The sequence below is a fragment of the Microvirga aerilata genome, from assembly GCF_016743775.1.
In the GTDB taxonomy this organism is placed as follows: Bacteria; Pseudomonadota; Alphaproteobacteria; order Rhizobiales; family Beijerinckiaceae; genus Microvirga; species Microvirga aerilata.
This window is the reverse complement of record NZ_JAEQMY010000042.1, coordinates 19,907-42,172: the sequence shown is the minus strand read 5'-3', so window position 1 is coordinate 42,172 and position 22,266 is coordinate 19,907. Positions and strand designations below refer to the sequence as shown.

Genomic DNA, 22,266 nt, shown 5'->3' with positions numbered 1-22,266 from the left:
AACTCGCCATGATCCGGCTCATGACCCGCAGGATCGCAAGGCTTTGTCAAAGCTCATGAATCGCTCGGACCGACTCTTAGAAATTGTCGCAAACACGACGGCATTGCCGTCGCCGGAGCCGTCCGCGTCGTAGGAGAGATCACCCGTCTGCTTGTTGTAGATGATATAATCGTTTTCATCCTTAGCGCCGTCGCCGATGGTGAAGAACGCCTTCTTGAGCTTGCCGGGCTTTGCATCCGAGCCCTTGCCCACTTTCGTGAAGAGGGCGTTTTCCAGCAGGAAGCTATCGTCTGCCACCTTGAAGTCCGTGATTTTGTCCACGTTTGCTTTTGATAGCTTGCTGTCGAAGACAAAGGAATCTTTGCCCTTTTTGCCAGTCAGAACATCTTTGCCTGCTCGGCCAGCAATCTCGTTTGTTCCGTCGTTGCCAATGATGACATTGCCGAGTTTGTTGCCGACCAGATCGATCGCCTTGTTTCCGCTGACTGCAACCAGCTTCGCTGTAGTTCCCGTGAGCGTATAATCGTCGGACGCCGTGATCTGTGGCATCTTGCTCAGCTTCTCATTGATAAAGCTGAGAGCGCCCGCGACTTCCGCATCCAGAGTAGCTTCGCGGCCGATCTTGAGGCCTTTCAGAAGCAGGCTCGCGTCATCGATAACTGCGTTGAATGGGGTGCGCACCGTAAAGCCAACGGTGGTCGTCTGCCCCATTGCAAGGCTGCCGTTCCAGGGAGCGTTCTTCAACTGATATAGAGCGCTGGTGTTGCCACCCTGAAGTTTGGACATTTCGGCGCCCCAGACCGAGGTAATCTCATAAGCGCTGTTGAGGAACAGGCTCCAACCCGCAAGGCTTGCGTCGGCAGTGATCGTCAGAGTGATCTCAAAGCCTCCCCACCAGTTCTTGCCCTGTCCGATGGCGAGGGGGCTGGCGGATACTTCGATGCCATTGACTGGCTCTGCCGATTTGAAAAGATCGCGATACTTACTTCCCAGGTCCAAGCCGAACTTGAAATTGTATTTCCCATGCGAGATATCACGGCCGTCCTCGGCGCCATCGGTGTCGCCGTAGATGATATCCGCGCCGCCCGCGCCATAGAGCTTATCGGAGCCGACACCTCCGATGACGGTGTCTGCGCCCCCATTCCCGTAGCCGAGATCGTCGCCCTTGCCGCCTATCATGACGTCGCTGACATTGCCGCCGTAAAGCTCATCGTAGCCATCATTGCCGTTGAGCTGATTGAAGCCTTCGTTTCCATAAAGGCGATCGTCACCCGCCCGCCCGAGCAGGGTGTCGGCATCATTGCTGCCGAACAGGTCGACCGAGTTGACGGCCCGACCGGCCGGCCTCTTCGCGCTGCCAGCCACTCCCGTCCATGTTGCGGGAAGCGCCGTTGCCACTGGTGCCGTCTCCGTCAGAGCAAGAAGCTCTCGCATGGACAGCGTTACGCCGTCAGCAAAGACGAACGCCTTGCGGTCGCTCTCCCTGAGACCCCCGAAGTCGTTGATGACGATCGCATCGTGTACTTTATCGCCCTTGCCCAGGATCAGCGCGATCTTATCATGACTTTGGGTTTCGATGCGGTTCGTGACCCCACGTACATACGTAGCGCCTATGATTTCCTTCGAGCTGTAGCCGAGCACGACTGTGTCATCGTCAGGCCTAAAGTCCCAGATCAGATCAACACCGTCGCCCTTCTCATAGAAGTACGTATCGTTACCGTCGTTACCATAGAGGTTGTCGCCGATGGTGACCTTCGTAAGCTTTGCTCCGGTCCAAGCGAGGCGTCCATCGTCAGTGCCGCCGATAATGGTGTCATTCCCGGCCTCGCCCTGCATCTCGTCGTTGCCGCGACCGCCATGGATGATGTCGTCACCGTCGCCAGCTTCGATCAGGTCGTCATATTGACCCTGGGACGGTTCGTTGCCGCCGGGAGGAGTTGTCTGGTCGCCTCCACCGGGAGTGGTATCCTCTCTGCCTCCCGGAGGGACCGTCTGACCTCCATCGGCTGCTTTCGGCATAGTGCCGAACAGCTTCAGGCTGTCGTTTCTTTTGCCTTCGGGGCCGACTGCCATCAGTCGAACAGCGAAGAACTCCTCATCGATCAGGTCGAGGGTGAGATCTTTCTCGTGGGAGAGGATGAAGGTGCCGATCCGAACGTCATCCTTGCCGTCCCCAGGGGTACCGAACTCGATGCCGAAATCTGCGGTATGGCTTTCACCTTCGCCATTGATGTTGGCGCTGCCGGTATCGCCAACCTTGACGACTGTGCCGTCCCCTTTTGCTACCTTTACGTCTTTGATGTCGCTGACGATGACCTTGTCGGATCCCTTGTCTCTCACCGTTATGGCATGGTTAGCGACAGTCAGACCGGAGAGCAGGGAACTGTCCGAGACGTTGAAGAACAGGGCGCGAAGATCAGCGAGATTGCTCGGCCCCTTTGTCAGTTCGACAATGAAGAGGAGATCGCCGTTCTTCTCCTCGACCGTAATCAGGACATCGGGGTCTTTGTAATTGAGAGCGAGCTGCACTCTTCTTGAGCCCGCCTGATCCGGGGAACTTGTCGTGCTGCCGCTTGCTTGAGAACTGACCGTGTCAGCAGGTGTCGTATCGCTTGGCTGACTACCTGTATTCTTATAGCTCGTATTCGACGCATCCGACATGACAGCCCCCAAGCACCATTTTTATGTGCCCTTGGGGTATGTCATAGCTGACCTTGGGGATATTAAAATCCTGCGGAGATGAATATTTTGAAATTTAGGTCTTCGGACCCGGATTCCCCAATGGTATTTCGGTAAGTTAGCCCGCAAGCAGTAAGCGGTCACATTTTTGCTACGATACATCGTAAACGATATCTGCAGCCCAGAGCTGCACGTCTGTCTCTATTCCTCGATGCGCCTTCTGCGAGAGGGAGCCGACAGCCTTGATCGGATCTCCCCGACGATGATGTTCAGCTCTCGCTGAAGGCGGTTGAGCCGCGACACCAATTCTCCATCCGGCATCCCTGTTGCGCCGGGATGGCTCCCTCCGTCGGGGTCGGATTGCGCCATGCTGCGCAGCTCTTCGAGGGTTGTCGGCCCAATGTTGGGAACCGTAAGCCACTGAGCATCGGAGATGCTGGCGACCTCGCGGATGGTTGGGCAGCGACCCTGAAACTCGGTCAGGATCGCTCCTCGAACACGTCCGGAACATTTCTCGATTGGAAATGGATCGTCCAAACCCATCTCGCGTCCTCGCACAATTACCTGTGAGATAGTGTCATTCAACGGGACACCCGCCTTAGAACTTAGCCATGTAGGAGACTCCATGGGTAGCGGCTAGACGGTGAAAAGAGCAGACGTCCTTAAGGGGGGTGATAACATGCGTAAGGAGTAGCTAAATCGGCTCAGGATAAGGGTTTGCGGCTTTTAAGCGGCTTTTGAGCGTCTTCCTTGGGTATAGCGGCTTTGAGGCCTTGATTTGGCCCAAACGGAGGAGCGGCGGATGCCTTTCTGGCGTGGATTTGCCAGAGCCAGAAATAGCCTTTTTCGGTGATTTGGCCAGCCGCCCACCATTATTAGCCGGCAACCTTATTGCCGTCGTGCTCATTGGTGAATAATCAAGAGAGCCGCGCCGCATCCGCAACATTGAGGAATGAATGTCCGCAACCTCCGTCCTGATCCACCTTTTCGGTGAGATCGCCCTGCTGCTGTGGGGGATCAACATGGTCAATAGCGGGGTGCAACGCGCTTTCGGCAGCGATCTGCGCTGGATGCTTGGAATTGCCTTGAGAACGCGCCTTCAGGCTTTCCTGGCGGGAGTCGGCGTGACGACGGTGCTTCAGAGCAGCACGGCGACCGCCCTGATGGTGGCCTCCTTCACGGCCGGCGGCGCGGTGGACATCATCCCAGCTCTCGCGGTGATGCTCGGCGCCAATGTGGGCACGACCCTTATCGTGCAGGTTCTGTCCTTCGATGTGTCCCTGATCTTCCCTGGCCTGATCTTTGCCGGCTTCATGGCTTACCGCCGGGGCCGCTCCAGCCGGATCAAGGATCTCGGGCGGGTCACCATCGGTCTCGGCCTGATGCTGCTGTCGCTCCATCTCCTGGGCGAAACCATCCGGCACATCGAATCCTCCGTTGTCCTGAAAGAGCTCCTTGCCGTCGTCTCATCGGATCCGCTGATCCTGGTGATGATATCCGCAGCCTTTGCGTGGCTTGCTCATTCCAGCGTCGCCGCGATGCTCTTCATCATGTCCTTGGCGGGCGCCGGGGTCGTCGACGTTCACGCCGCCATGGTGATGGTGCTGGGTGCCAATCTCGGGAGTTCCCTCAATCCACTGCTGGAAGGAACAGCTGGCGATCCGGTCAAGCTCCGGGTTCCGTTCGGCAATTTTGCCATGCGGGTCGTCGGCGGTCTGGTGGCTTTGCCGCTGATCGACCTGATCTTGCCCGCCATGACCGCGTTCGACCCGAATCCCGCTCGTCTGGCGGCGAATTTCCATACGCTTTTCAACATTGCCGTAGCCGCCGTCTTCATCCTGCCGCTGCCGTGGATCGCAAGGCTTCTGCTCAGGATCTTCCCGGAAAAGCTTCGGGTGTCCGATCCTGGAACGCCGCAATATCTCGACAAGGACGCGCTCGATACGCCCTCCGTCGCCCTGTCGAACGCCGCCCGCGAGGTCCTGCGCATGGTGGACACGGTGGACTCCATGCTCCGCAGCTCCCAGGATCTGTTCCGGCAGGACGATATCAGCCGGGTCGATCAGGTCAGCCGCACGGACGACGTGCTCGACCGGCTCTTCAGCGCGATCCGCCGCTATCTGAGCTCCGTCAACCATGAAGCCCTGAGCGAGGAGGAGGCCAAGCGCCTGTCCGACATTCTCGCCTTCGCCATCAATCTGGAGCATGTGGGCGACATCATCGACAAGAACCTGATGGAGCTTGCGGCCAAGCGCATCAAAAATCACTTGCGCCTTCCGAAGGACAGCCTCGACGACATCACCAGCATGCATGGAAAGCTGCTGGAGCACCTGCAACTCGCAGCGTCCGTCCTGATGTTCCAGGATCTCGGCTCCGCCAGGAGGCTTGTGGCCGAGAAGGAGCGTTTCCGCGATCTGGAGCGTGCCGTCACCCAGAAGCACCTGGAACAGCTCCGATCCGGCCGATCGGCAGGCGATACCGGCACCCTTCAGCTCGATATCGTACGTGACCTGAAGCGCATCGAAGCTCACATCGCATCGACAGGACACTCGCTCCTCGAGAAGAGCGGGGAGCTCAAGCCGAGCCGCCTGACGTCCTGACGATCATGAGCGGTCGTTGTCCGTCAACTGCCGCCAATCCATGTACCGCACGGGATCATCAAGGCCGATGTCGCGCCGCTCGTGCTCCGACAGATGGTTCAGATCTCCGACGATCGGCCTGCGTCGCACCGGGGCCGGCCGGAGCCAGAGCTTGAGACGAAGCCAAGCGCTCTCGACGCCGCGCAGGCGGCGGGGTTCTTCGTATCTCATGACAGCCTACCAGTTTTGTTTCGCCCGCCGGCCTCCACGCCGGCGATCAAGCCCGTACAGGGTGCGCCTGCCGCAGGAGCTTGACAAAGAGAAACCCAATGGGCTGGCATAAGGCAGCCTTATGGATCAGCCATGCCGAAACTCTCCACGAAACTTCCTCCCATGAGCGCCGTCAGGGTCTTCGAGGCCGCGGCCCGGCACCAGAGTTTCACCCGAGCGGCGGAGGAACTCGGAATGACCCAGGCTGCCGTGAGCTACCAGATCAAGATGCTGGAGGATCGCATCGGCGCGCCTTTGTTCGTTCGCTTGCCCCGACAGGTCACGCTGACCGCGAAGGGTCGACAGTTGGCTCCTGCCGTCACGGAGGCGTTCGAGGCGTTGCGAGCGGCCTTCGCAGGTGTGGAGGAGACGGCCCAATCTGTGCTCTCGCTTTCGACCCTCACAACCTTTGCGGCCAATTGGCTGGTGCCCCGCCTGGGCCGCTTTCAGCAGCTACATCCGAACATTGCGGTTCAGATCGATGTATCAGGGCAGGTCGTGGATTTCGGCCAGAGTGAATTCGATCTGGCGATCAGAAGCGGAGAGGGTAATTGGCCCGGTCTGGAGGCGCATCTTCTCTTCCCAAACCTGTTCACGCCGGTTTGCAGTCCCGAGATCATCCGCGGCATCACCCTGAAGGAGCCGTCCGATATCCTGAAATTCCCGATCATCTCGCCGAACGACCCCTGGTGGCGGGATTGGTTCGCTGCGGCAGGCGTGCAGAACTTCGATCCCTCGCAGCGGCCGGACACTTATCTCGGGGCCCAGCAGCAACTAGAAGGCATGGCCGCGATGGCAGGGCAGGGGTTTGCGCTGATAAACCCGTATTTCTTCCCGGGAGACCTCGCCGCAGGCCGTCTCGTCCAACCCTTCGATCTGCTGGCCACCTCCGGGCGGGGCTATTGGCTCGTTTATCCAAAGGCACGCCGGCGCTCCGCCAAGATAGAGGCTTTCCGTGATTGGATCTTAAGCGAAGTGGCGGGAGATGCCGAAAGAACCCCGGTCCTTGCTCAGGCGGAAACCGGGAGCTGAGCCCCGGCCTTCCTCCAAGGGTTACTCGGCCGCCTGAGCCTCGGCGGGTTGGGCCTTGAGATGCACGAGCAGGTCGAGGAGCGCCCTGTCGTGGAGAACCACCATGCGTTCCTTGTTGTGCAGCCAGCTCATGGCATCGTCGATGGTCTCGGCATCGACGAGCTTTGCTTCCGCCAAGGCCCGCTCCGTTTCGATGGTGCCGCGCTTCCGGGGCGCGGCAGGGGGGAGCATCTCGATGTGCCGCTCCCTCAGGTTGGCATCCGCGTAGATCGCCCGCAGGCTGTCCTCTTCGTCGAAGCCGAAGGTGGCGTTACGAGCCTGCAACTCGTTGGCGCGGGTGGCAATGGCCGGCGGCTGGTACTCCTCCGGGGTCCTGAGAAGCCCGAGCCTCTTCAGGGCAAGCCCGGCGCCGAGCTGGCCGCTGAGCCACGACAGGGGTATCGCCAGAAGTAGGCCGATGATCGTGGGCGACATCCAGAGGAACAGGGATGTGGCGATGGTGAAGGCGGAAATACCGGCCAGCGCTCCCAGAACCGTATGGGCCCTATGGCGGCGGACGATATCCTTGAACGGAATCGACCCATCGTCGCGGCGCTGCGGCTGCCAGCCCGTATCGCGCCCCAGCAGGATCTGGAAGACGGAACCCGATTGGATGAGCATCAGGATCGGCGCCAGAAGCGCCGAGAGGATCATCTCGATCGTCGAGGAGATGATCAGGCGTATGCCTCCGCCCGAGGCCCGGCGGTCGCTGCCGCGAATGAGCATCAGCAGGAGGCCGAAGATCTTCGGCGCGAGCAGGATGCTCATGGTCACGGCGAACAGCGTCAGGGCTCGCTCCGGGTCGAACCGGGGCCAGATCGGGTAGAGCCTGAAGTCGCGGGCAAAATATTCAGGCCGGATATAGGTCGTCTGCAGGACGAGGGCGATACCGACGATCAGCTGGAACAGCCAGAACGGCGAGGCCAGATACGACATGATGCCGGTGGCGAAGTGCTGCCGGGTCGGCAGCTTCAGGCCCTTGGCGGTGATCACGCGCATATGCTGCAGGTTGCCCTGGCACCAGCGCCTGTCGCGGGCGGACAGATCGATCAGGGACGGCGGGCTCTCCTCGTAAGAGCCCTGGAGATCCGCCAGCATGTAAACCGACCAGCCCGCGCGGCGCAGCAGCGCCGCCTCGACGAAGTCGTGGCTGAGGATGTGACCGCCGAAGGGGGGCTTGCCCTTCAGATCCGGCAGTCCGCCATGGTCCGCAAAAGCCTTTGTGCGGATGATCGCGTTATGGCCCCAATAATTGCCGTCGCGCCCCATCCAGACCGCAAGCCCCATGGCGATGACCGGGCCGGTCACGCGGGCGGCATATTGCTGGAGGCGGGCGAAGAGCGTGTTGCGGTTGATGATGAGCGGCAGCGACTGGATGATGCCCGCATCGGGATCGGCCTCCATGGCCGCTGCCAGGCGCACGATGCACTCGCCGGTCATGAGGCTGTCGGCATCGAGCACGAGCATGTGCTCGTAATGCCCGCCCCAGCGGGATACGAAATCGGCGATGTTGCCAGCTTTGCGGTGGTGGTTCTTCTGCCGGTGGCGGTAATAGAACCGGGCGTCTGGCCCCAGACGTTCCCGAAGGGCAAGGAAGGCCCGCTCCTCGGCGATCCAGGCATCCGGGTTCGTGGTGTCGGAGAGGATGAAATAATCGAAATGCTCGCCGAGGCCCGTTGCCTGAACCGACTCGTAAATCGCCTCAAGGGCGGCAAACGTGCGGTCCGTCTGCTCGTTGTAGACGGGCATGACGACTGCAGTGCGCTGCTGCAGGGAACCAGGCAGAGGACCCCTGTGGCCAGGCTGCCTGAGCAGGGCCAGGAAGCCCAGAAGGGCACTGGTGAACGCCACTGCGATCCAGGAGAAATTGACGGTGAAGAGCGCAACGAGCACCCACTGCAGCGCCGTGGTGCGGCTGACCGACACCACCTGATACATCTCATAGGTGCCGTAGGCCGTCAGCAGAAGGCCGCCGCCGAACACGAATAGACGAGCAAGCCAAGTTCCCATCCGGGGATGGCGCATGAGCGGCCTGCGCTCCTGGGACTCCGACCAGCGCCTGAGCGACTGGGTTGGCATCTCCAGATGCTTCTCAGGCGGCATAGCGGCTGCCTGCCGCTCCATGGCGGCGACGTTCGGGTTTGTGTCGGGACTTACGGTGTCCAACGATAAAGCCATGTCTCGCTAATCGGTTTCCCGCCTGCCTCTAGGATCAGGCGCATCTCACACGCGTTTTCGTTGCCCGGGTCAAGCTCGAATGCGACGCGTACTGTCTTTCGCTCAGGATATGGCAAAAGTTTGAGGTTCTGGAACGTTCCAGGACCGACGGTCAGGACGGATCTAAGGTCCGCCGGCAGTTTGTCACCCAGCATCTCGCCGGAAAAGTCCACCGTGAACCGCCGCCGCCGCCCTCCGCTGCCCTTGCCCGAGCGCGTTGTCACGACGGTTGCGAGGGGCGGGCGCTCAGGGGAGCTCCATCCCCAATATTGCCGGTAGGCGAGGGTGACCTCGGAGCCTGCCGCCATGGGAGCCCTGGGGCGCCAATAGGTGAGGATGTTGTCGTTGATCTCCGCGTCGGTCGGAATCTCCAGGAGCTGGACGCTGCCCTGGCCCCAATCGCCCAACGGCTCGATCCACAGGCTCGGGCGGCGCTCGAAGCGCTGGTCGTCGTCCTGGAACGCCTCATAGGAGCGCTCCCGCTGGAGCAGGCCGAAACCGCGCGGCGAGTTGTCCACGAAGGCCGAGATCTGAAGGGTCTCGGGGTTGTGCAGCGGACGCCAGAGCCATTCCCCTGAGCCGTTCAGCATCTGAAGCCCGGAGGATTCGTAGACCGCCGGACGAATGTCGTCCGAGTTGAGCAGGTCGTTCGGCCCGTAAAGGTAGGTCGAAGCGATGCCGCCCAAGCCCACATGTTCCAGGTTGACGCGGGGGAAGAGGGTGGTCTCCACATCGACGATGGTCATGTCGCCGGGGCGGAAGGTCATGCGCACCGCGCCCGTGGTCGATTCCGAATCGAGCACGCCGTGAACCGTGATGCTGTTGCTGCCCACCCCAGGACGCTCGAGCCAGAAGGCGCGGAAAACCGGGAACTCCTCGCCGCGGGCTTCGGCCGGCCTCAGCGTCAGCGCCCGCGCGATGGCACCATAGGTCTGCCCGCGGGCAATCGCACGGAAGAAGGTGCCGCCTTGAACGAAGGAAAAATCGAACGGCTTGCCGTCCCCGAGCTGCGCGATCAGCTTGAAGCCGGAATATCCGATATCCGGTATATTGTTGGGCAGGTTGATGCGCCCGTAATCGAATTGGGAGGGAGCATAGGCGATCCGACGGACGGCCCCATCCTCCACGACGAAGAGATCTACCGCATTGCTGAATACGAAGCCGCGATGGAGCGGCTCGACGGAGATCCCGCGCGCTTCCGTGCTCCAGATGGCAGGCTGCGTGTAGCGGATGCCGGCGTATTGGTCCTGGTTCAGGTTGGAGAACACGTCCGGCAGGTCGGAAGGCGGTGCGGCGAAGGGCTTCTTGGAGAGCTGCCGCGCCACATCGACCACGACCGCCGGATCGAACCGCTGATTCTCCCCCATCCTGGCTGAAATGGTGGCCTGGGGCGTTTGAGCCCGGACGACTGGCGCATATGCGAGCCCGGCGACCGAAACGCCGATATAGGCCAGCATATCGCGCCGGCGGGGGTGAGAAGGGGACGAGCCCCTTGGCGAAACCGGCACAGCGATACTCTTGTGTGAACGAGGCTCTTCAGCCAGACAATTGGAATGCCTTATACATATCGTCAATCGTGAGCGTTAAGTAAACGAGGCCGTTGAGGAAAGCGCCTCATTGCTCATGAAATGATTGCCGAATTAACTCTTCTGATCTAGCACCGCCGCAAATCGCCACCGGATTGAAACCTTATGACCTCGACCGACACCTTGATGACGTCCTCAGCCCGAAGCTGCTTGGCCATCGTGCTTGCCGCGGGCGAGGGGACGCGAATGAAATCCGGTAAGCCGAAGGTCCTGCATCAGGTCGCCAACTGTTCCATGCTGGGCCATGTGCTCGCCACCGTTACGGCTGCCGGCGCCACGGGCGCTGCGGTGGTGATCGGGCCGGAACGTGACGATGTAGCCAAGGAGACCCAGAAAAGTCTTCCCCACGCGCGAATCTTCGTTCAGCAGGACCGGCTCGGCACGGCACACGCTGTGCTCAGCGCCCGGGAGGCCCTGGAGGGGAAGCCGGACGACGTGATCATCGCTTTTGCCGACACGCCTCTTGTCTTGCCTGAGACCTTTGCCAAGCTGCGTGCTCCCCTCGCCGAGGGAGCGGCCGTAGTCGCCATGGGATTCGAGGCGAAGGATCCGACCGGCTATGGGCGCCTCGTCATGGCTGGCGATCAGCTTCTCGCCATCCGCGAGCACAAGGATGCCACCGAGGCTGAGCGGGCCATCACCCTGTGCAACGGGGGGCTCATGGCAATCCGCGGGGACGTGGCGCTGGATCTTTTGAGCCGGGTGGATAACGCGAACGCCAAGGGCGAGTACTATCTGACCGATATCGTCGCGATTGCCCGGAAGTTGGGCCATAGGACCGCCGTTGCCGTCGTGCCGGAAGAAGAGGTGCACGGCGTCAACGACCGGGCTCAGCTCGCGGCCGCCGAACGCATGATCCAGGAGCGCCTGCGCCAGGCCGCCATGGCCTCCGGCGTGACCCTCGTGGCGCCCGAGACGGTCTTCTTCAGCCACGACACCCGGCTGGGCCGGGACGTGGTGGTGGAGCCGCACGTGGTGTTCGGTCCCGGCGTTGTCGTTGAGGACGGCGCGGTCATTCACAGCTTCAGCCATCTGGAAGGGACGCGCCTCTCCCCGGGTGCGGGCGTCGGCCCCTTCGCGCGGCTGCGTCCGGGCGCGCTCATCGGCCCAAAGGCCAAGGTCGGGAACTTCGTCGAGATCAAGAACACGGAACTGGGAGCGGGAGCAAAGGTCAGCCACCTGACCTATCTTGGCGATGCCAGCATCGGGGCCGAGGTCAATATCGGCGCGGGCACCATCACCTGCAATTACGACGGCTTCGGCAAATACCGGACAGAGATCGGTGAAGGTGCCTTCATCGGCTCGAACTCCTCCCTGGTCGCGCCGATAACAATCGGGAAGGGGGCTTTCGTCGGCTCCGGTTCGGTGATTACGGAGAACATCCCGGACGACGCCCTGGGTCTCGGCCGTGGTCGCCAGACCATTAAGGAGGGGTGGGCCACGGAATTCAGGGCGAAAGCCCAGGCGGCGAAAAGAAAATAAGCTATTGTCACAATAGGTTACGCAAGTTGATTCCCCTGCGGGGGAGCGCCTCTGTATGAATGGCGTCAAGCGTAGCGATACTCAGGTTGCAAAAGGAAGTCTTTCAGGATGTGCGGAATTGTTGGAATCGTCGGCAAAACACCTGTTGCGACGCAGATCGTGGAAGCGCTGAAGCGGCTCGAGTATCGGGGATACGACTCTGCCGGCGTCGCCACGCTCGAAGAGGGCCGGCTCGACCGCCGTCGTGCCGAGGGGAAGCTGCGCAACCTCGAGACCAAGCTGTCCCAGTCTCCTTTGTCCGGCGTGATCGGCATCGGCCACACCCGCTGGGCCACCCATGGCAAACCCAACGAGATCAATGCCCATCCGCACGCGACGGACAGGCTGGCCGTCGTTCACAACGGCATCATCGAGAACTTCCGGGAATTGAAGACCGGCCTCGAAGCCAAGGGCATCCGGTTCGAGACCGAGACCGATACCGAGGTGGTTGCCCAACTCGTCACCTATGAGATCCGCCAGGGCCGCCTCCCGATCGAAGCCGTTGCCGTGACCCTGCCGCGCCTGCGCGGGGCGTTCGCCCTCGGCTTCCTGTTCTCGGGCGAAGAGGATCTTCTGATCGGGGCGCGTCATGGCGCACCGCTCGCCATCGGCTATGGCGACGGCGAGATGTATCTTGGCTCCGATGCCCTGGCGTTGGCCCCGTTCACGGACGAGATCGCCTATCTCGACGACGGCGATTGGGCGATCCTGACCCACAAGGGTGCCGATATCAGGAATGAGACGGGCCAGCCCGTGCGCCGGACCCGTCACAAGATCCCGGTCGGCTCCTTCATGGCCGACAAGGGCAACTACCGCCATTTCATGGCGAAGGAAATTCACGAGCAGGCGGAGGTCGTGGGGCGCACGCTCGCCCATTACGTGAATTTCTCCTCCGAACGGGTTGAACTTCCAATCGAACTGCCCTTCGACTTCAAGGATCTCAAGCGTCTCTCGATCTCCGCCTGCGGTACGGCCTATCTGGCCGGGCTGATCGCAAAGTACTGGTTCGAGCGTCTTGCCCGCATTCCGGTCGAGATCGATGTAGCGTCCGAGTTCCGCTATCGCGAGGCTCCCCTGGAGCCCGGAAGCCTTGCGCTTTTCGTGTCTCAGTCGGGCGAAACGGCGGACACGCTGGCGTCGCTGCGCTACGCCACCTCCGAGAAGCAGCACACCCTGTCGGTTGTGAACGTGCCCACCTCCACCATGGCGCGGGAAAGCTCCGTCGTAGCGCCGACCCTTGCCGGTGTGGAAGTGGGCGTGGCCTCCACCAAGGCCTTCACCTGCCAGCTCACGGTGCTCCTGTCGCTCGCCATCGCGGCCGGCCGGGCTCGCGGGACCCTCAGCGCCGATGACGAGAAGGAGCTCGTGAACGCCCTGATCGCCGTTCCGGGCCAGATGACCGAAGCGATGAAGCGGGAGCACCAGATCGAGGTTCTGTCCCGCGAACTCTCCAAAGCCAAGGACGTACTCTATCTTGGTCGCGGCACCTCCTATCCGCTGGCGATGGAAGGGGCCCTGAAGCTCAAGGAAATCTCCTACATCCACGCGGAAGGCTACGCGGCGGGCGAGCTGAAGCACGGTCCCATCGCGCTCATCGACGAGACCATGCCGGTCATCGTGATCGCGCCCTACGACAACATCTTCGAGAAGACCGTGTCCAACATGCAGGAAGTGGCGGCCCGCGGTGGGCGCATTATCCTCATCACGGATGAGCGCGGCGCCCTGGAGGCTAGCCTCGACACGATGGCGACCATCGTCATGCCGTCGGTTCACCCGATCGTGGCCCCGCTCATCAATGCAGTCCCGATCCAGCTTCTCGCCTACCACACCGCCGTCTTCATGGGCAAAGACGTGGATCAGCCGCGCAACCTGGCGAAGTCCGTGACGGTGGAGTGAGGGCTTTCTCTCCCCGTCCATGACCCGGACCCTTCCCGTGTCGTCGATCCGCTTGGCTCGCCCAAGCGAACTTGACGCGCTCGCCCCCATCGAGCGCTCCGCCGCATCCCTGTTCCGGGATGCGGGGCTGAGTTGGCTCGCGGATGGCGACACGATGGACGCGTCGATACTGTCGAAGTTCTGCGAGCAGGGCACACTTTGGGTGGCGGTCGACGAGGGGGACAAGCCGGTTGGCTTTCTCGCCGGGCAAGAGCTCGACGGACAGTTCTACATCGCTGAAGTCTCCGTTGCCCTGTCACATCAACGGCAGGGAATAGGGGCCAAACTGGTAGGCGCTGCCGTAGCGCATGCCAAAGCTCTCGGCCTTGAGGCAGTGACGCTGACGACCTATCGGGATCTGGCCTGGAACGGTCCCTTCTATGCCCGGTTGGGCTTCATCGAGATCGATCCGGCCAAGGCCGCACCAGGGCATCTCGAGAGGCTGCGGCAGGAGGCCGAGGCAGGACACGATCAGGCAAGGCGCTGCCTCATGGCTCTGCGTCTCGATCAGCCGGCCCGCAGCAGCTTGATGGCCGAGTCCCGCTCGAACAGGTAGAGCAGCACCCGCAGGGCTTGTCCTCGCTCGCTGGTGAGATCCGGGTCGCGGTCGACGATCAGGCGGGCGTCGTCCCGGGCGGCCCCGAGCAGATCGCCGTCTACCTCCAGGCGGGCGAGCTTGAAGCCGGGGGTGCCGGACTGGCGGGTGCCGAGAACCTCGCCTTCGCCGCGCAGGCGCAGGTCCTCCTCTGCGATCCGGAAGCCGTCCTCGGTCTGGCGCATCATCTCGAGGCGCGCCTGGGCAACCTGCCCCAGGGGGCCTTTGTAGATCAGGAGGCAGGTCGAGGATTTCGAGCCTCGGCCGATGCGCCCGCGCAGCTGGTGGAGCTGGGCGAGGCCGAAGCGCTCCGCGTGCTCGATCACCATGACGGTGGCATTGGGCACGTCGACGCCCACCTCGATTACCGTGGTGGACACCAGAACCTTGGTCTCGCCGCGGGAAAACCGGTCCATGGCGGCGTCCTTGTCCTTGCCGGCGAGCTTGCCGTGGACGAGGCCGACCTGATCCCCGAAGAAGCTCTTGAGGGTCTCAAAACGCTCCTCGGCGGCGGCGAGGTCGATGGATTCGGACTCGCCCACGAGGGGGCACACCCAATAGACCTGATCGCCGTTGGCGATGGCGCGCCCGATGCCGCCGACGACCTCGTCGAGCCGGTCGATGGAGATGAGCTTGGTCGAAATGGGCTTCCGGCCCGCTGGCTTTTCGCTCAGCACCGAGACGTCCATGTCGCCGAAATAGGTGAGCGCCAGGGTGCGGGGGATCGGCGTTGCGGTCATGACCAGAATGTCGACCGCCTCGCCCTTGGAGCCCAGCGCCAGGCGCTGGTGCACGCCGAAGCGGTGCTGCTCGTCCACCACCGCCACCCCGAGATCGTGGAAGGCGACGCCTTCCTGAAACAGGGCGTGAGTGCCCACCGCGATCTGGATGCTGCCGTCGGCGAGCCCGGCCAGGACCGCCTTGCGGGCTGCACCTTTCTCACGTCCGGTGAGGAGGGCGATCGTCAGGCCCGCCTGCTCGGCCATGGGGGCAAGGCGCTCGTAATGCTGCCGCGCCAGGATTTCGGTTGGCGCCATCATGGATGCCTGGCGGCCTGCCTCGATGGCGCTCGCCATGGCGAGCAGCCCGACCACGGTCTTGCCCGAGCCCACATCGCCCTGGAGCAGCCGCAGCATCTTCTTGTCGGACATGAGATCGCGGCGGATATCCGCGACGGCCTGCGCCTGCGAGCCGGTCAACCCGAAGGGCAGGGCGGCTTTCAGGCGCTCCACCAGCCGACCGTCGCCTGCATTCACCCGGCCGGGCAAGCGGCGCATGCGGCTTCGGACGAGGGCGAGCGCCAACTGCGAGGCCAGCAGCTCGTCATAGGCAAGGCGCCGGCGTGGGGCCGATTTGGCGAGCGCGTCCTCGGAGAGCTGCGCCGCGCTGTCGGGCTTGTGCAGGGCAGAGAGAGCCTGACGAAAATCGGGCAGTGCGTTGCGGTCGAGCCATGCGGCGTCCTGCCATTCGGGCAGACCGGGCACTTTTTCGAGAGCTGCGCCGATGAAGCGGCCCACCATGCGCGACGAGAGGCCCTCGGTGAGGCCATAGACGGCCTCCACGGCCGGCAGGCTCTCGATGCCGCGGTCGTCGAGGATCCGGTCCGGGTGCACCATCTGGCGCCGGCCCTCCCACAGCTCGATCTTGCCTGAGACGTAGCGGCGCTCGCCGAGCGGAAGGAGCTTTTCGAGGCGGGGCCTCTGGCCGTTGAAGAAGATCAGCGTGACGTCGCCGGTCTCGTCCTCCACGATGATCCGGTAGGGCGCACGGCGGCCCGGAGGCGGAGGACGGTGCGCCGCGACAGTAACCGAGAGGGTCACCGGCTCGCCGACGGGCGCGTCCGCAATGGCCCCCTTCATCTCCCGGGAGATGCCGCTGCTCGGCAGATGAAACAGAAGATCCGCCACGCGCGTCGGCCTGCCGGGCTCCCCTAGGAGCCGGTCGATCAGGGGGGCGATTTTCGGACCGACGCCGGGCAGAGTGTTGGCCGGGGCGAACAGCGGATCGAGAATGGAAGGACGCAATGACATTCAAATGGGTGGCAACTGAAGGGGAGATGGTTATATAGCCGCTAGAGCATGGGACCCAAAATTGGATTTGCATTTTTGGGGTTAATCCAGTGCTCATTCCTTGATGAGCGCATCGTTGAAAGCGGATCCGAAGGGCCGCGCCAGCGAAAAACGCCCCGAGGCGACGGTATCTCTTGGATCGGAGCATCTTCATGAGCGGAACCACACGCACCAGCGCCGGCCTCGACGTTCGCTGCAGGCAAATCCTCTACCGCTCCTGGCATCGGGGCATGCGGGAGATGGACCTGATCATGGGCCGTTTCGCGGATGCGGAGATCGGCGACCTCTCCGAGGAGGATCTGACCGAGTTCGAGCGTCTGATCGAGGTGACCGACCGGGATCTCCTGGGCTGGATTACGGGCGAGCTTGAGACGCCTTCGAATTACGATACGCCGCTGTTCGGGCGTCTCAAGGCTTTCCATACGCACACGTCGCCGATCCACAGCTGAGACAGGAACGGCCATTGCTCTTTTCCCCTCACCCTTGCGGGGAGGGTCGCAAAGCCGGAGCGCTGGCTTTTATCGCAAGAGTGCGAGGCGGCTACAACTCCCCCTCTTCCGTGTGGGAGAGGGGCAGGGGTGAGGGTGTGACGCCTGACCAGCAAAGCGCTCTCATCTCCGCTGCAACATGGTTCCCCCAGCACCTTTTTCCGGATACCGGCCTTGCCTCACCCTAGCCCTCTCCCACACGGAAGAGGGAGACCAGCGCCTGACCCGGCTACCGCTCACCCGGTCGGACCACCCCCACCCCGGCCGCTACGCGGCACCCCTCCCCGCAAGGGGAGGGAAGAACATCGTCAAATGGGGTGACAATGAACGTCCCCTCGGACTAAACCACGCTTATCTTTTCTCGCTTTCGTCGAACCCCGCCGGAATGCCCGCGTTTGATACCCTATGGCCCCACAATCCACCATGAAGCCAGCCCTGACCCGCGCCCTCGACGCCCTTAAAAAAGGTCAAAGCTTAACCCTGTCCAGCGTACCGGATGGCTTCGATGCGCTTGCGATTGCCGATCTGGCACGCGGCCTGTCGGGAAAGGTGGAGGGCCCGGCGGTTCTGGTGCATGTGGCCCGCGACGGCCAGCGGCAGCAGAACTTCGCCAACAGCCTCGGCTTCATTGCGCCTGAGATAGAGATTTTGACCTTCCCGGCCTGGGACTGCCAGCCCTATGACCGGGTGTCGCCCAACCCTGCGATCACAGCTCAGCGCATGACGACCCTGGCGCGGCTTGCCCGTTCCAAGACCTCCGAGGACAAGCCGCGCATCCTGTCCACCACCGTGAACGCCCTTGTCCAGCGGGTGCCGCCCAGGGCCCGCATTGCGGCGGAGACGTTCTCGGCTGCGCCCGGCAACGTGGTGAACACGACCCAGCTGATCGCCTGGCTGGAAACCAACGGATTTCTGCGCACCGGCACGGTGCGGGACACGGGCGAATATGCGGTGCGCGGCGGCATCATCGATCTCTATCCGGCGGGCCTGCCGAACCCGGTTCGTCTCGACTTCTTCGGCGATGCGCTGGAATCGATCCGCGCCTTCGACCCGGAGAATCAGCGCACCGTCGGCACCCTGCGCTCCCTCGACCTCGTGCCCATGAGCGAGGTTCAGCTCACCACGGAGAGCATCAAGCGCTTCCGGCAGGCCTATGTGGCAGCCTTCGGCGCGCCGACCCGCGACGACCGGCTCTACGAGGCGATCAGCGAAGGCCGGCGCTATCCCGGGCTCGAGCACTGGATGCCGCTGTTCCACGATCATCTCGACACGCTTCTCGATTACCTGCCCGGCATTCCGGTGGTGTTCGACGCGCTGGCCGACGATGCCGCCGCCGAGCGCCTGTCGCAGGTGAAGGACTATTACGATGCCCGGCGCGAGGGCATGGGGCAGAACCAGCCCGGCGTCGCGCCCTATCGCCCGCTGCCGCCGGACGCTTTGTACTTCAAGCCTGAGGAATGGTCGACGCGCACCGACGCACTGCCGCTTGCGCGGCTCACGCCCTTTGCCGTGCCGGAATCCAGCGGGCGCCTCGTCATCGATTGCGAGGCGCGCCAGGGCCGCAACTTCATCGCGGAACGGGCGGATGAGAACGCCAATGTGTTCGAGGCGGTGATCGCCCATATTCGAGACCTGCAGGCCTCCAAAAAGCGCGTGATGCTGGGTGCATGGTCGGAGGGCTCGCGGGAGCGGCTCTGCCACGTGCTGCACGACCACGACCTGCGCCAGACCAAGCCCATCGCCCGCTTCTCCGATGTGCTGGCTTATCCGCGAAACGAGATCCCGGTAGGCGTATGGACCCTGGAATCGGGCTTCGAGACCGCGGATCTCGCGGTCATCAGCGAGCAGGACATCCTCGGCGACCGTCTCGTGCGCCAGAAACGCAAGTCCAAGCGGCCGCAGGATTTTCTCACCGAGGTGGCGGCTCTCACGCCGGGCGACCTGGTGGTGCACGTGGATCACGGCATCGGGCGCTTCGAGGGGCTGAAGACCATCGAGGCTGCGGGCGCGCCGCACGACTGCCTTGAGCTGCATTATGCGGGCGGCGACCGGCTCTTCCTGCCGGTGGAGAATATCGAGCTTCTGACCCGCTACGGGTCGGAGGAGACCGAGGTTCAGCTCGACAAGCTCGGCGGCGGGGCGTGGCAGGCGCGCAAGGCCCGCATGAAGCAGCGCATCCGCGAGATGGCGGGCGCGCTCATGAAGATAGCGGCTGCGCGCATTCTCAAGGATGCCCCGCGCCTGACGCCGCCGGAAGGGCTCTACGACGAGTTCGCCGCCCGCTTCCCCTATGACGAGACGGAGGACCAGCTCAACGCCATCGAGGCGGTGCTGGACGACATGGGCTCCGGCCGTCCCATGGACCGGCTGGTCTGCGGCGACGTGGGCTTCGGCAAGACGGAAGTGGCGCTGCGGGCCGCGTTTGTCGCGGCCATGGGCGGCAAGCAGGTGGCGGTGGTAGTGCCGACGACGCTTCTGTCCCGCCAGCATTACCGCACCTTCTGCGACCGCTTCCGCGGCCTGCCGCTCAACGTGGCCCAGGCCTCCCGGTTCGTGCCCTCGGCCGAGATGAAGAAGACCAAGGAGGGGCTTGCCGACGGATCGGTCGATATCGTCATCGGCACCCATGCGTTGCTTGGAAAGTCCATCAAGTTCAAGGATCTCGGCCTGATCATCGTGGACGAGGAGCAGCATTTCGGCGTCTCCCACAAGGAGCGCCTCAAGGAGCTGCGCGCCGAGGTCCATGTGCTGACGCTCTCGGCGACGCCGATCCCGCGCACCCTGCAGCTGGCGCTGACCGGCGTGCGCGAATTGTCGCTCATCACCACGCCGCCTGTGGACCGGCTTGCGGTTCGCACCTTCATCACGCCGTTCGATCCGCTGCTCATCCGCGAGGCGCTGCTGCGCGAGCGCTACAGGGGCGGACAGGCCTTCTACGTGGTGCCGCGCCTCGACGACCTGGGCGACGTGAAGGCCTTCCTCGACAAGGAGGTGCCGGAGGCGAAGGTTGCCGTCGCTCACGGGCAGATGGCGGCAGGCCAGCTGGAAGACGTGATGACGGCCTTCTACGAGGGCAAGTACGACATCCTGCTCTCCACCACGATCGTGGAGTCTGGCCTCGATATCCCGACCGCCAACACGCTCATCGTCCACCGGGCCGACATGTTCGGCCTGTCGCAGCTCTACCAGCTTCGTGGGCGCGTGGGGCGCTCCAAGACTCGCGCCTATGCGTTGTTCTCGGTGCCCGCCAACAAGCAGCTGACGGTTCAGGCGGAGCGGCGGCTGAAGGTTCTCCAGACCCTCGATACCCTGGGCGCGGGCTTCCAGCTCGCCTCGCACGATCTCGACATCCGCGGCGCGGGCAACCTGCTCGGCGAGGAGCAGTCCGGCCACATCAAGGAAGTCGGCTACGAGCTCTACCAGCAGATGCTGGAAGAGGCGGTGGCGCAACTCAAGGCCGGTATCGAGGAGCCCACAGAAGATCAGTGGTCGCCCACCATCGCGGTCGGCGCGCCGGTGATGATTCCGGAGAACTACATTGCCGATCTGCAGCTTCGGCTCGGTCTCTACCGCCGCCTCTCGACCTTGGAGACGGACCAGGAGATCGACGCCTTCCGGGCCGAGATGGTCGACCGGTTCGGGCCGGTGCCGTCCGAAGTCGATCAGCTTCTCAAGATCATGGCCATCAAGGTGCTGTGCCGCCGGGCCAATGTGGAGAAGGTGGACGGCGGGCCGAAGGGCATCATCATCTCGTTCCGCGACAATTCCTTCGCCAATCCCACGGGCCTCATTTCCTACGTCACCGAGCAGGCCTCCTTCGCGAAGGTCCGCCCCGACATGAAGATCGTGTTCATCCGCGACATCGAGACCCCGGACGAGCGCATCAAGGCCGCCACCACGATCCTGCGCAGCCTCGCACGGATCGCGGAGAAGAAGGCGGCCTGATGGTCGACGCCTGGGCTTTGGTTGAAGACGGTGCCGTGGCACAAGCCTACGATGCCGAACGGCTCGTGCCTTGGTGGAGCTTCACCAAGACCGTTCTCGCGGCAGCGGCCCTGGTTCTCGTCCGCGACGGCGTCCTGAGCCTCGACGAGCCCCTTGAGGACAAGCCCTACACCCTGCGGCACCTTCTCCAGCACCGGTCCGGGCTGGCGAACTACGGCGGGCTCCGCGCCTACCATGAGGCGGTCGAGCGCGGCGACGATCCTTGGCCCGTGGCCGACCTGCTCAATCGCCTCAATGCGGAACGGCTTCGCTACCCGGCAGGCGAGGGGTGGGACTATTCCAATGTCGGCTATCTGGCGGTGGGGCAGCTGATCGAGGCCCTGACCGGGGAAGACCTGAAAGACGCCCTGCGCCGGCTGGTGCTCGCGCCACTGCATATCCCGAGCGCATATCTCGCCCGGGAGCGGGTGGATCTGGAGCCTGCCGCCCTGGGAGCCGCCAAGGGCTATCATCCGGGCTGGGTCTATCATGGGCTGCTCGTCGGCAGCGTTCAGGATGCCGCCTTGTTGCTCGACCGCCTGCTCACAGGCCGCCTGCTGCCGCCTGCGGTGGCGGCCCATATGCTGATGCCCCTTGCGCTTCCGGGACCGGTTTCAGGCAGACCCTGGACCAGGCCCGGCTATGGGCTCGGCATCATGGCGGGGGAGACCACGGGCGGTTTGCGGGTCTCAGGCCACACCGGAGGCGGGCCAGGCAGCACGATTGCGGTCTATCGCACCATGATTGGTGGATCTGCCCGAACGGCCGCATACTTCGCCACGAGCGAAGATCAGTCCAGAACAGAGGAAGGGGCTTTCAGGCTGCTGTCAGTTTAGAGCTCGGGAGCTGCGACGGCTTTCACGCTGAGCTGGTTCTGAAGCATCGTGGCGGCCCCGTTCACGCCACCGGTGATGATGACCGGGGTGCCGCTGCTGGCAAGGTTCTTCCGCAGGCGGGTGGCCAATTCCAGGAAGCGCTTGCGCTCGGCCCAATTCGCGCGTTGCGGCATGTGCAGCACAACGGCGGCGGGGCTCGGGATCAGGGCCAATACGTCGTCCGCGGCCTCGAACGGGGTGGTCACGCTTGCGTATCCCATGCCGGCCAGCTCCGCCGAGAGTGCACTCTCGGGAGCACGCTCGCCGTTATCGACGACGAGAACCTTCGGCATTCCATTCATGGCGATACCCTGCAATTAGACGCGACAGATGAGACAGGAGGTACTCACCTAACGTCGAAGCACGGCATTAGTTTCATCTTCTACATGAATGGAAG

Annotated in this window: 15 protein-coding genes; 8 read left to right on the top strand and 7 right to left on the bottom strand. The window is 63.0% G+C overall.

Annotated elements, in window-relative coordinates; genetic code table 11:
• Positions 1–18: 18 nt before the first annotated feature.
• Both JKG68_RS21305 and JKG68_RS21300 read right to left on the bottom strand, forming a co-directional pair.
• Positions 19–2,661 (bottom strand): cellulose binding domain-containing protein, encoded by a 2,643-nt coding sequence (locus JKG68_RS21305; RefSeq protein WP_202063369.1) that lies wholly within the window; start codon positions 2,659–2,661, stop codon positions 19–21.
• Positions 2,662–2,880: 219 nt separating this feature from the next.
• On the bottom strand, positions 2,881–3,222 hold the full coding sequence (locus tag JKG68_RS21300; protein ID WP_202063368.1) for a hypothetical protein: 342 nt from the start codon (positions 3,220–3,222) through the stop codon (positions 2,881–2,883).
• A 413-nt stretch (positions 3,223–3,635) separates the two neighbouring features.
• Between JKG68_RS21300 and JKG68_RS21295 the strand changes: the two genes are divergently transcribed.
• A complete protein-coding gene (locus JKG68_RS21295) occupies positions 3,636–5,279 on the top strand; it encodes a Na/Pi cotransporter family protein (RefSeq protein ID WP_202063367.1) in 1,644 nt (547 codons plus the stop codon).
• A 3-nt stretch (positions 5,280–5,282) separates the two neighbouring features.
• Here the strand turns inward: JKG68_RS21295 and JKG68_RS21290 are convergent, their stop codons facing one another.
• The gene (locus tag JKG68_RS21290) at positions 5,283–5,489 is read right to left on the bottom strand and encodes a hypothetical protein (protein ID WP_202063366.1); all 207 of its coding nucleotides are present in this window, start codon (positions 5,487–5,489) and stop codon (positions 5,283–5,285) included.
• A gap of 132 nt (positions 5,490–5,621) precedes the next feature.
• Here JKG68_RS21290 and gcvA point away from each other — a divergent pair, with 132 nt between their 5' ends.
• Complete coding sequence (gene gcvA, locus JKG68_RS21285; protein ID WP_202063365.1) at positions 5,622–6,560, top strand: transcriptional regulator GcvA; 939 nt, start codon at positions 5,622–5,624, stop codon at positions 6,558–6,560.
• Positions 6,561–6,581: 21 nt separating this feature from the next.
• Here the strand turns inward: gcvA and mdoH are convergent, their stop codons facing one another.
• Together mdoH and JKG68_RS21275 are read right to left on the bottom strand one after the other, a co-directional pair.
• Positions 6,582–8,723, bottom strand: a complete 2,142-nt coding sequence (gene mdoH, locus JKG68_RS21280; protein ID WP_202063371.1) for a glucans biosynthesis glucosyltransferase MdoH — start codon at positions 8,721–8,723, stop codon at positions 6,582–6,584.
• Positions 8,724–8,752: 29 nt separating this feature from the next.
• Positions 8,753–10,324 carry an OpgD/OpgG family glucan biosynthesis protein gene (locus JKG68_RS21275; protein WP_312890900.1) on the bottom strand — a complete coding sequence of 524 codons (1,572 nt, stop codon included), beginning with the start codon at positions 10,322–10,324 and terminating at the stop codon, positions 8,753–8,755.
• 183 nt (positions 10,325–10,507) lie between these two features.
• On the opposite strand from JKG68_RS21275, the gene glmU reads away from it, so the two are divergent.
• The 3 genes from glmU (at position 10,508) to JKG68_RS21260 (ending at position 14,414) form a co-directional block, all read left to right on the top strand.
• Positions 10,508–11,884: a bifunctional UDP-N-acetylglucosamine diphosphorylase/glucosamine-1-phosphate N-acetyltransferase GlmU gene (glmU, locus tag JKG68_RS21270; protein WP_202063364.1), complete on the top strand. Its 1,377-nt coding sequence runs from the start codon at positions 10,508–10,510 to the stop codon at positions 11,882–11,884.
• Between the two features lie 108 nt (positions 11,885–11,992).
• The gene (gene glmS, locus JKG68_RS21265) at positions 11,993–13,819 is read left to right on the top strand and encodes a glutamine--fructose-6-phosphate transaminase (isomerizing) (RefSeq protein ID WP_202063363.1); all 1,827 of its coding nucleotides are present in this window, start codon (positions 11,993–11,995) and stop codon (positions 13,817–13,819) included.
• 19 nt (positions 13,820–13,838) lie between these two features.
• On the top strand, positions 13,839–14,414 hold the full coding sequence (locus tag JKG68_RS21260; protein ID WP_202063362.1) for a GNAT family N-acetyltransferase: 576 nt from the start codon (positions 13,839–13,841) through the stop codon (positions 14,412–14,414).
• Here JKG68_RS21260 and recG read toward each other — a convergent pair.
• Complete coding sequence (gene recG, locus JKG68_RS21255; RefSeq protein ID WP_202063361.1) at positions 14,366–16,483, bottom strand: ATP-dependent DNA helicase RecG; 2,118 nt, start codon at positions 16,481–16,483, stop codon at positions 14,366–14,368. The two genes, JKG68_RS21260 and recG, sit on opposite strands and share 49 nt — an antisense overlap.
• Before the next feature lie 191 nt (positions 16,484–16,674).
• On the opposite strand from recG, the gene JKG68_RS21250 reads away from it, so the two are divergent.
• From JKG68_RS21250 to JKG68_RS21240, 3 genes are all read left to right on the top strand, one after another.
• A complete protein-coding gene (locus JKG68_RS21250; protein WP_202063360.1) occupies positions 16,675–16,971 on the top strand; it encodes a succinate dehydrogenase assembly factor 2 in 297 nt (98 codons plus the stop codon).
• 444 nt (positions 16,972–17,415) lie between these two features.
• Positions 17,416–20,955, top strand: coding sequence for a transcription-repair coupling factor (mfd, locus tag JKG68_RS21245; protein ID WP_246515688.1), 3,540 nt, complete (start codon positions 17,416–17,418; stop codon positions 20,953–20,955).
• Positions 20,955–21,830: a serine hydrolase domain-containing protein gene (locus JKG68_RS21240; protein ID WP_202063359.1), complete on the top strand. Its 876-nt coding sequence runs from the start codon at positions 20,955–20,957 to the stop codon at positions 21,828–21,830. The genes mfd and JKG68_RS21240 overlap by 1 nt, the downstream gene beginning before the upstream one ends.
• On the opposite strand, the gene JKG68_RS21235 is transcribed toward JKG68_RS21240, so the two are convergent.
• A complete protein-coding gene (locus tag JKG68_RS21235; protein WP_202063358.1) occupies positions 21,827–22,171 on the bottom strand; it encodes a response regulator in 345 nt (114 codons plus the stop codon). The genes JKG68_RS21240 and JKG68_RS21235 overlap by 4 nt on opposite strands.
• Between the last annotated feature and the right edge of the window lie 95 nt (positions 22,172–22,266).

Excerpts from the sequence above, each read along its gene's own strand:
- JKG68_RS21305 (WP_202063369.1), bottom strand. The coding sequence starts at position 2,661 with ATGTCGGATGCGTCGAATACGAGCTATAAGAATACAGGTAGTCAGCCA.
- JKG68_RS21300 (WP_202063368.1), bottom strand. The coding sequence starts at position 3,222 with ATGGGTTTGGACGATCCATTTCCAATCGAGAAATGTTCCGGACGTGTT.
- JKG68_RS21295 (WP_202063367.1), top strand. The coding sequence starts at position 3,636 with ATGTCCGCAACCTCCGTCCTGATCCACCTTTTCGGTGAGATCGCCCTG.
- JKG68_RS21290 (WP_202063366.1), bottom strand. The coding sequence starts at position 5,489 with ATGAGATACGAAGAACCCCGCCGCCTGCGCGGCGTCGAGAGCGCTTGG.
- gcvA (WP_202063365.1), top strand. The coding sequence starts at position 5,622 with ATGCCGAAACTCTCCACGAAACTTCCTCCCATGAGCGCCGTCAGGGTC.
- mdoH (WP_202063371.1), bottom strand. The coding sequence starts at position 8,723 with ATGGAGCGGCAGGCAGCCGCTATGCCGCCTGAGAAGCATCTGGAGATG.
- glmU (WP_202063364.1), top strand. The coding sequence starts at position 10,508 with ATGACCTCGACCGACACCTTGATGACGTCCTCAGCCCGAAGCTGCTTG.
- glmS (WP_202063363.1), top strand. The coding sequence starts at position 11,993 with ATGTGCGGAATTGTTGGAATCGTCGGCAAAACACCTGTTGCGACGCAG.
- JKG68_RS21260 (WP_202063362.1), top strand. The coding sequence starts at position 13,839 with ATGACCCGGACCCTTCCCGTGTCGTCGATCCGCTTGGCTCGCCCAAGC.
- recG (WP_202063361.1), bottom strand. The coding sequence starts at position 16,483 with ATGTCATTGCGTCCTTCCATTCTCGATCCGCTGTTCGCCCCGGCCAAC.
- JKG68_RS21250 (WP_202063360.1), top strand. The coding sequence starts at position 16,675 with ATGAGCGGAACCACACGCACCAGCGCCGGCCTCGACGTTCGCTGCAGG.
- mfd (WP_246515688.1), top strand. The coding sequence starts at position 17,416 with ATGGCCCCACAATCCACCATGAAGCCAGCCCTGACCCGCGCCCTCGAC.
- JKG68_RS21240 (WP_202063359.1), top strand. The coding sequence starts at position 20,955 with ATGGTCGACGCCTGGGCTTTGGTTGAAGACGGTGCCGTGGCACAAGCC.
- JKG68_RS21235 (WP_202063358.1), bottom strand. The coding sequence starts at position 22,171 with ATGAATGGAATGCCGAAGGTTCTCGTCGTCGATAACGGCGAGCGTGCT.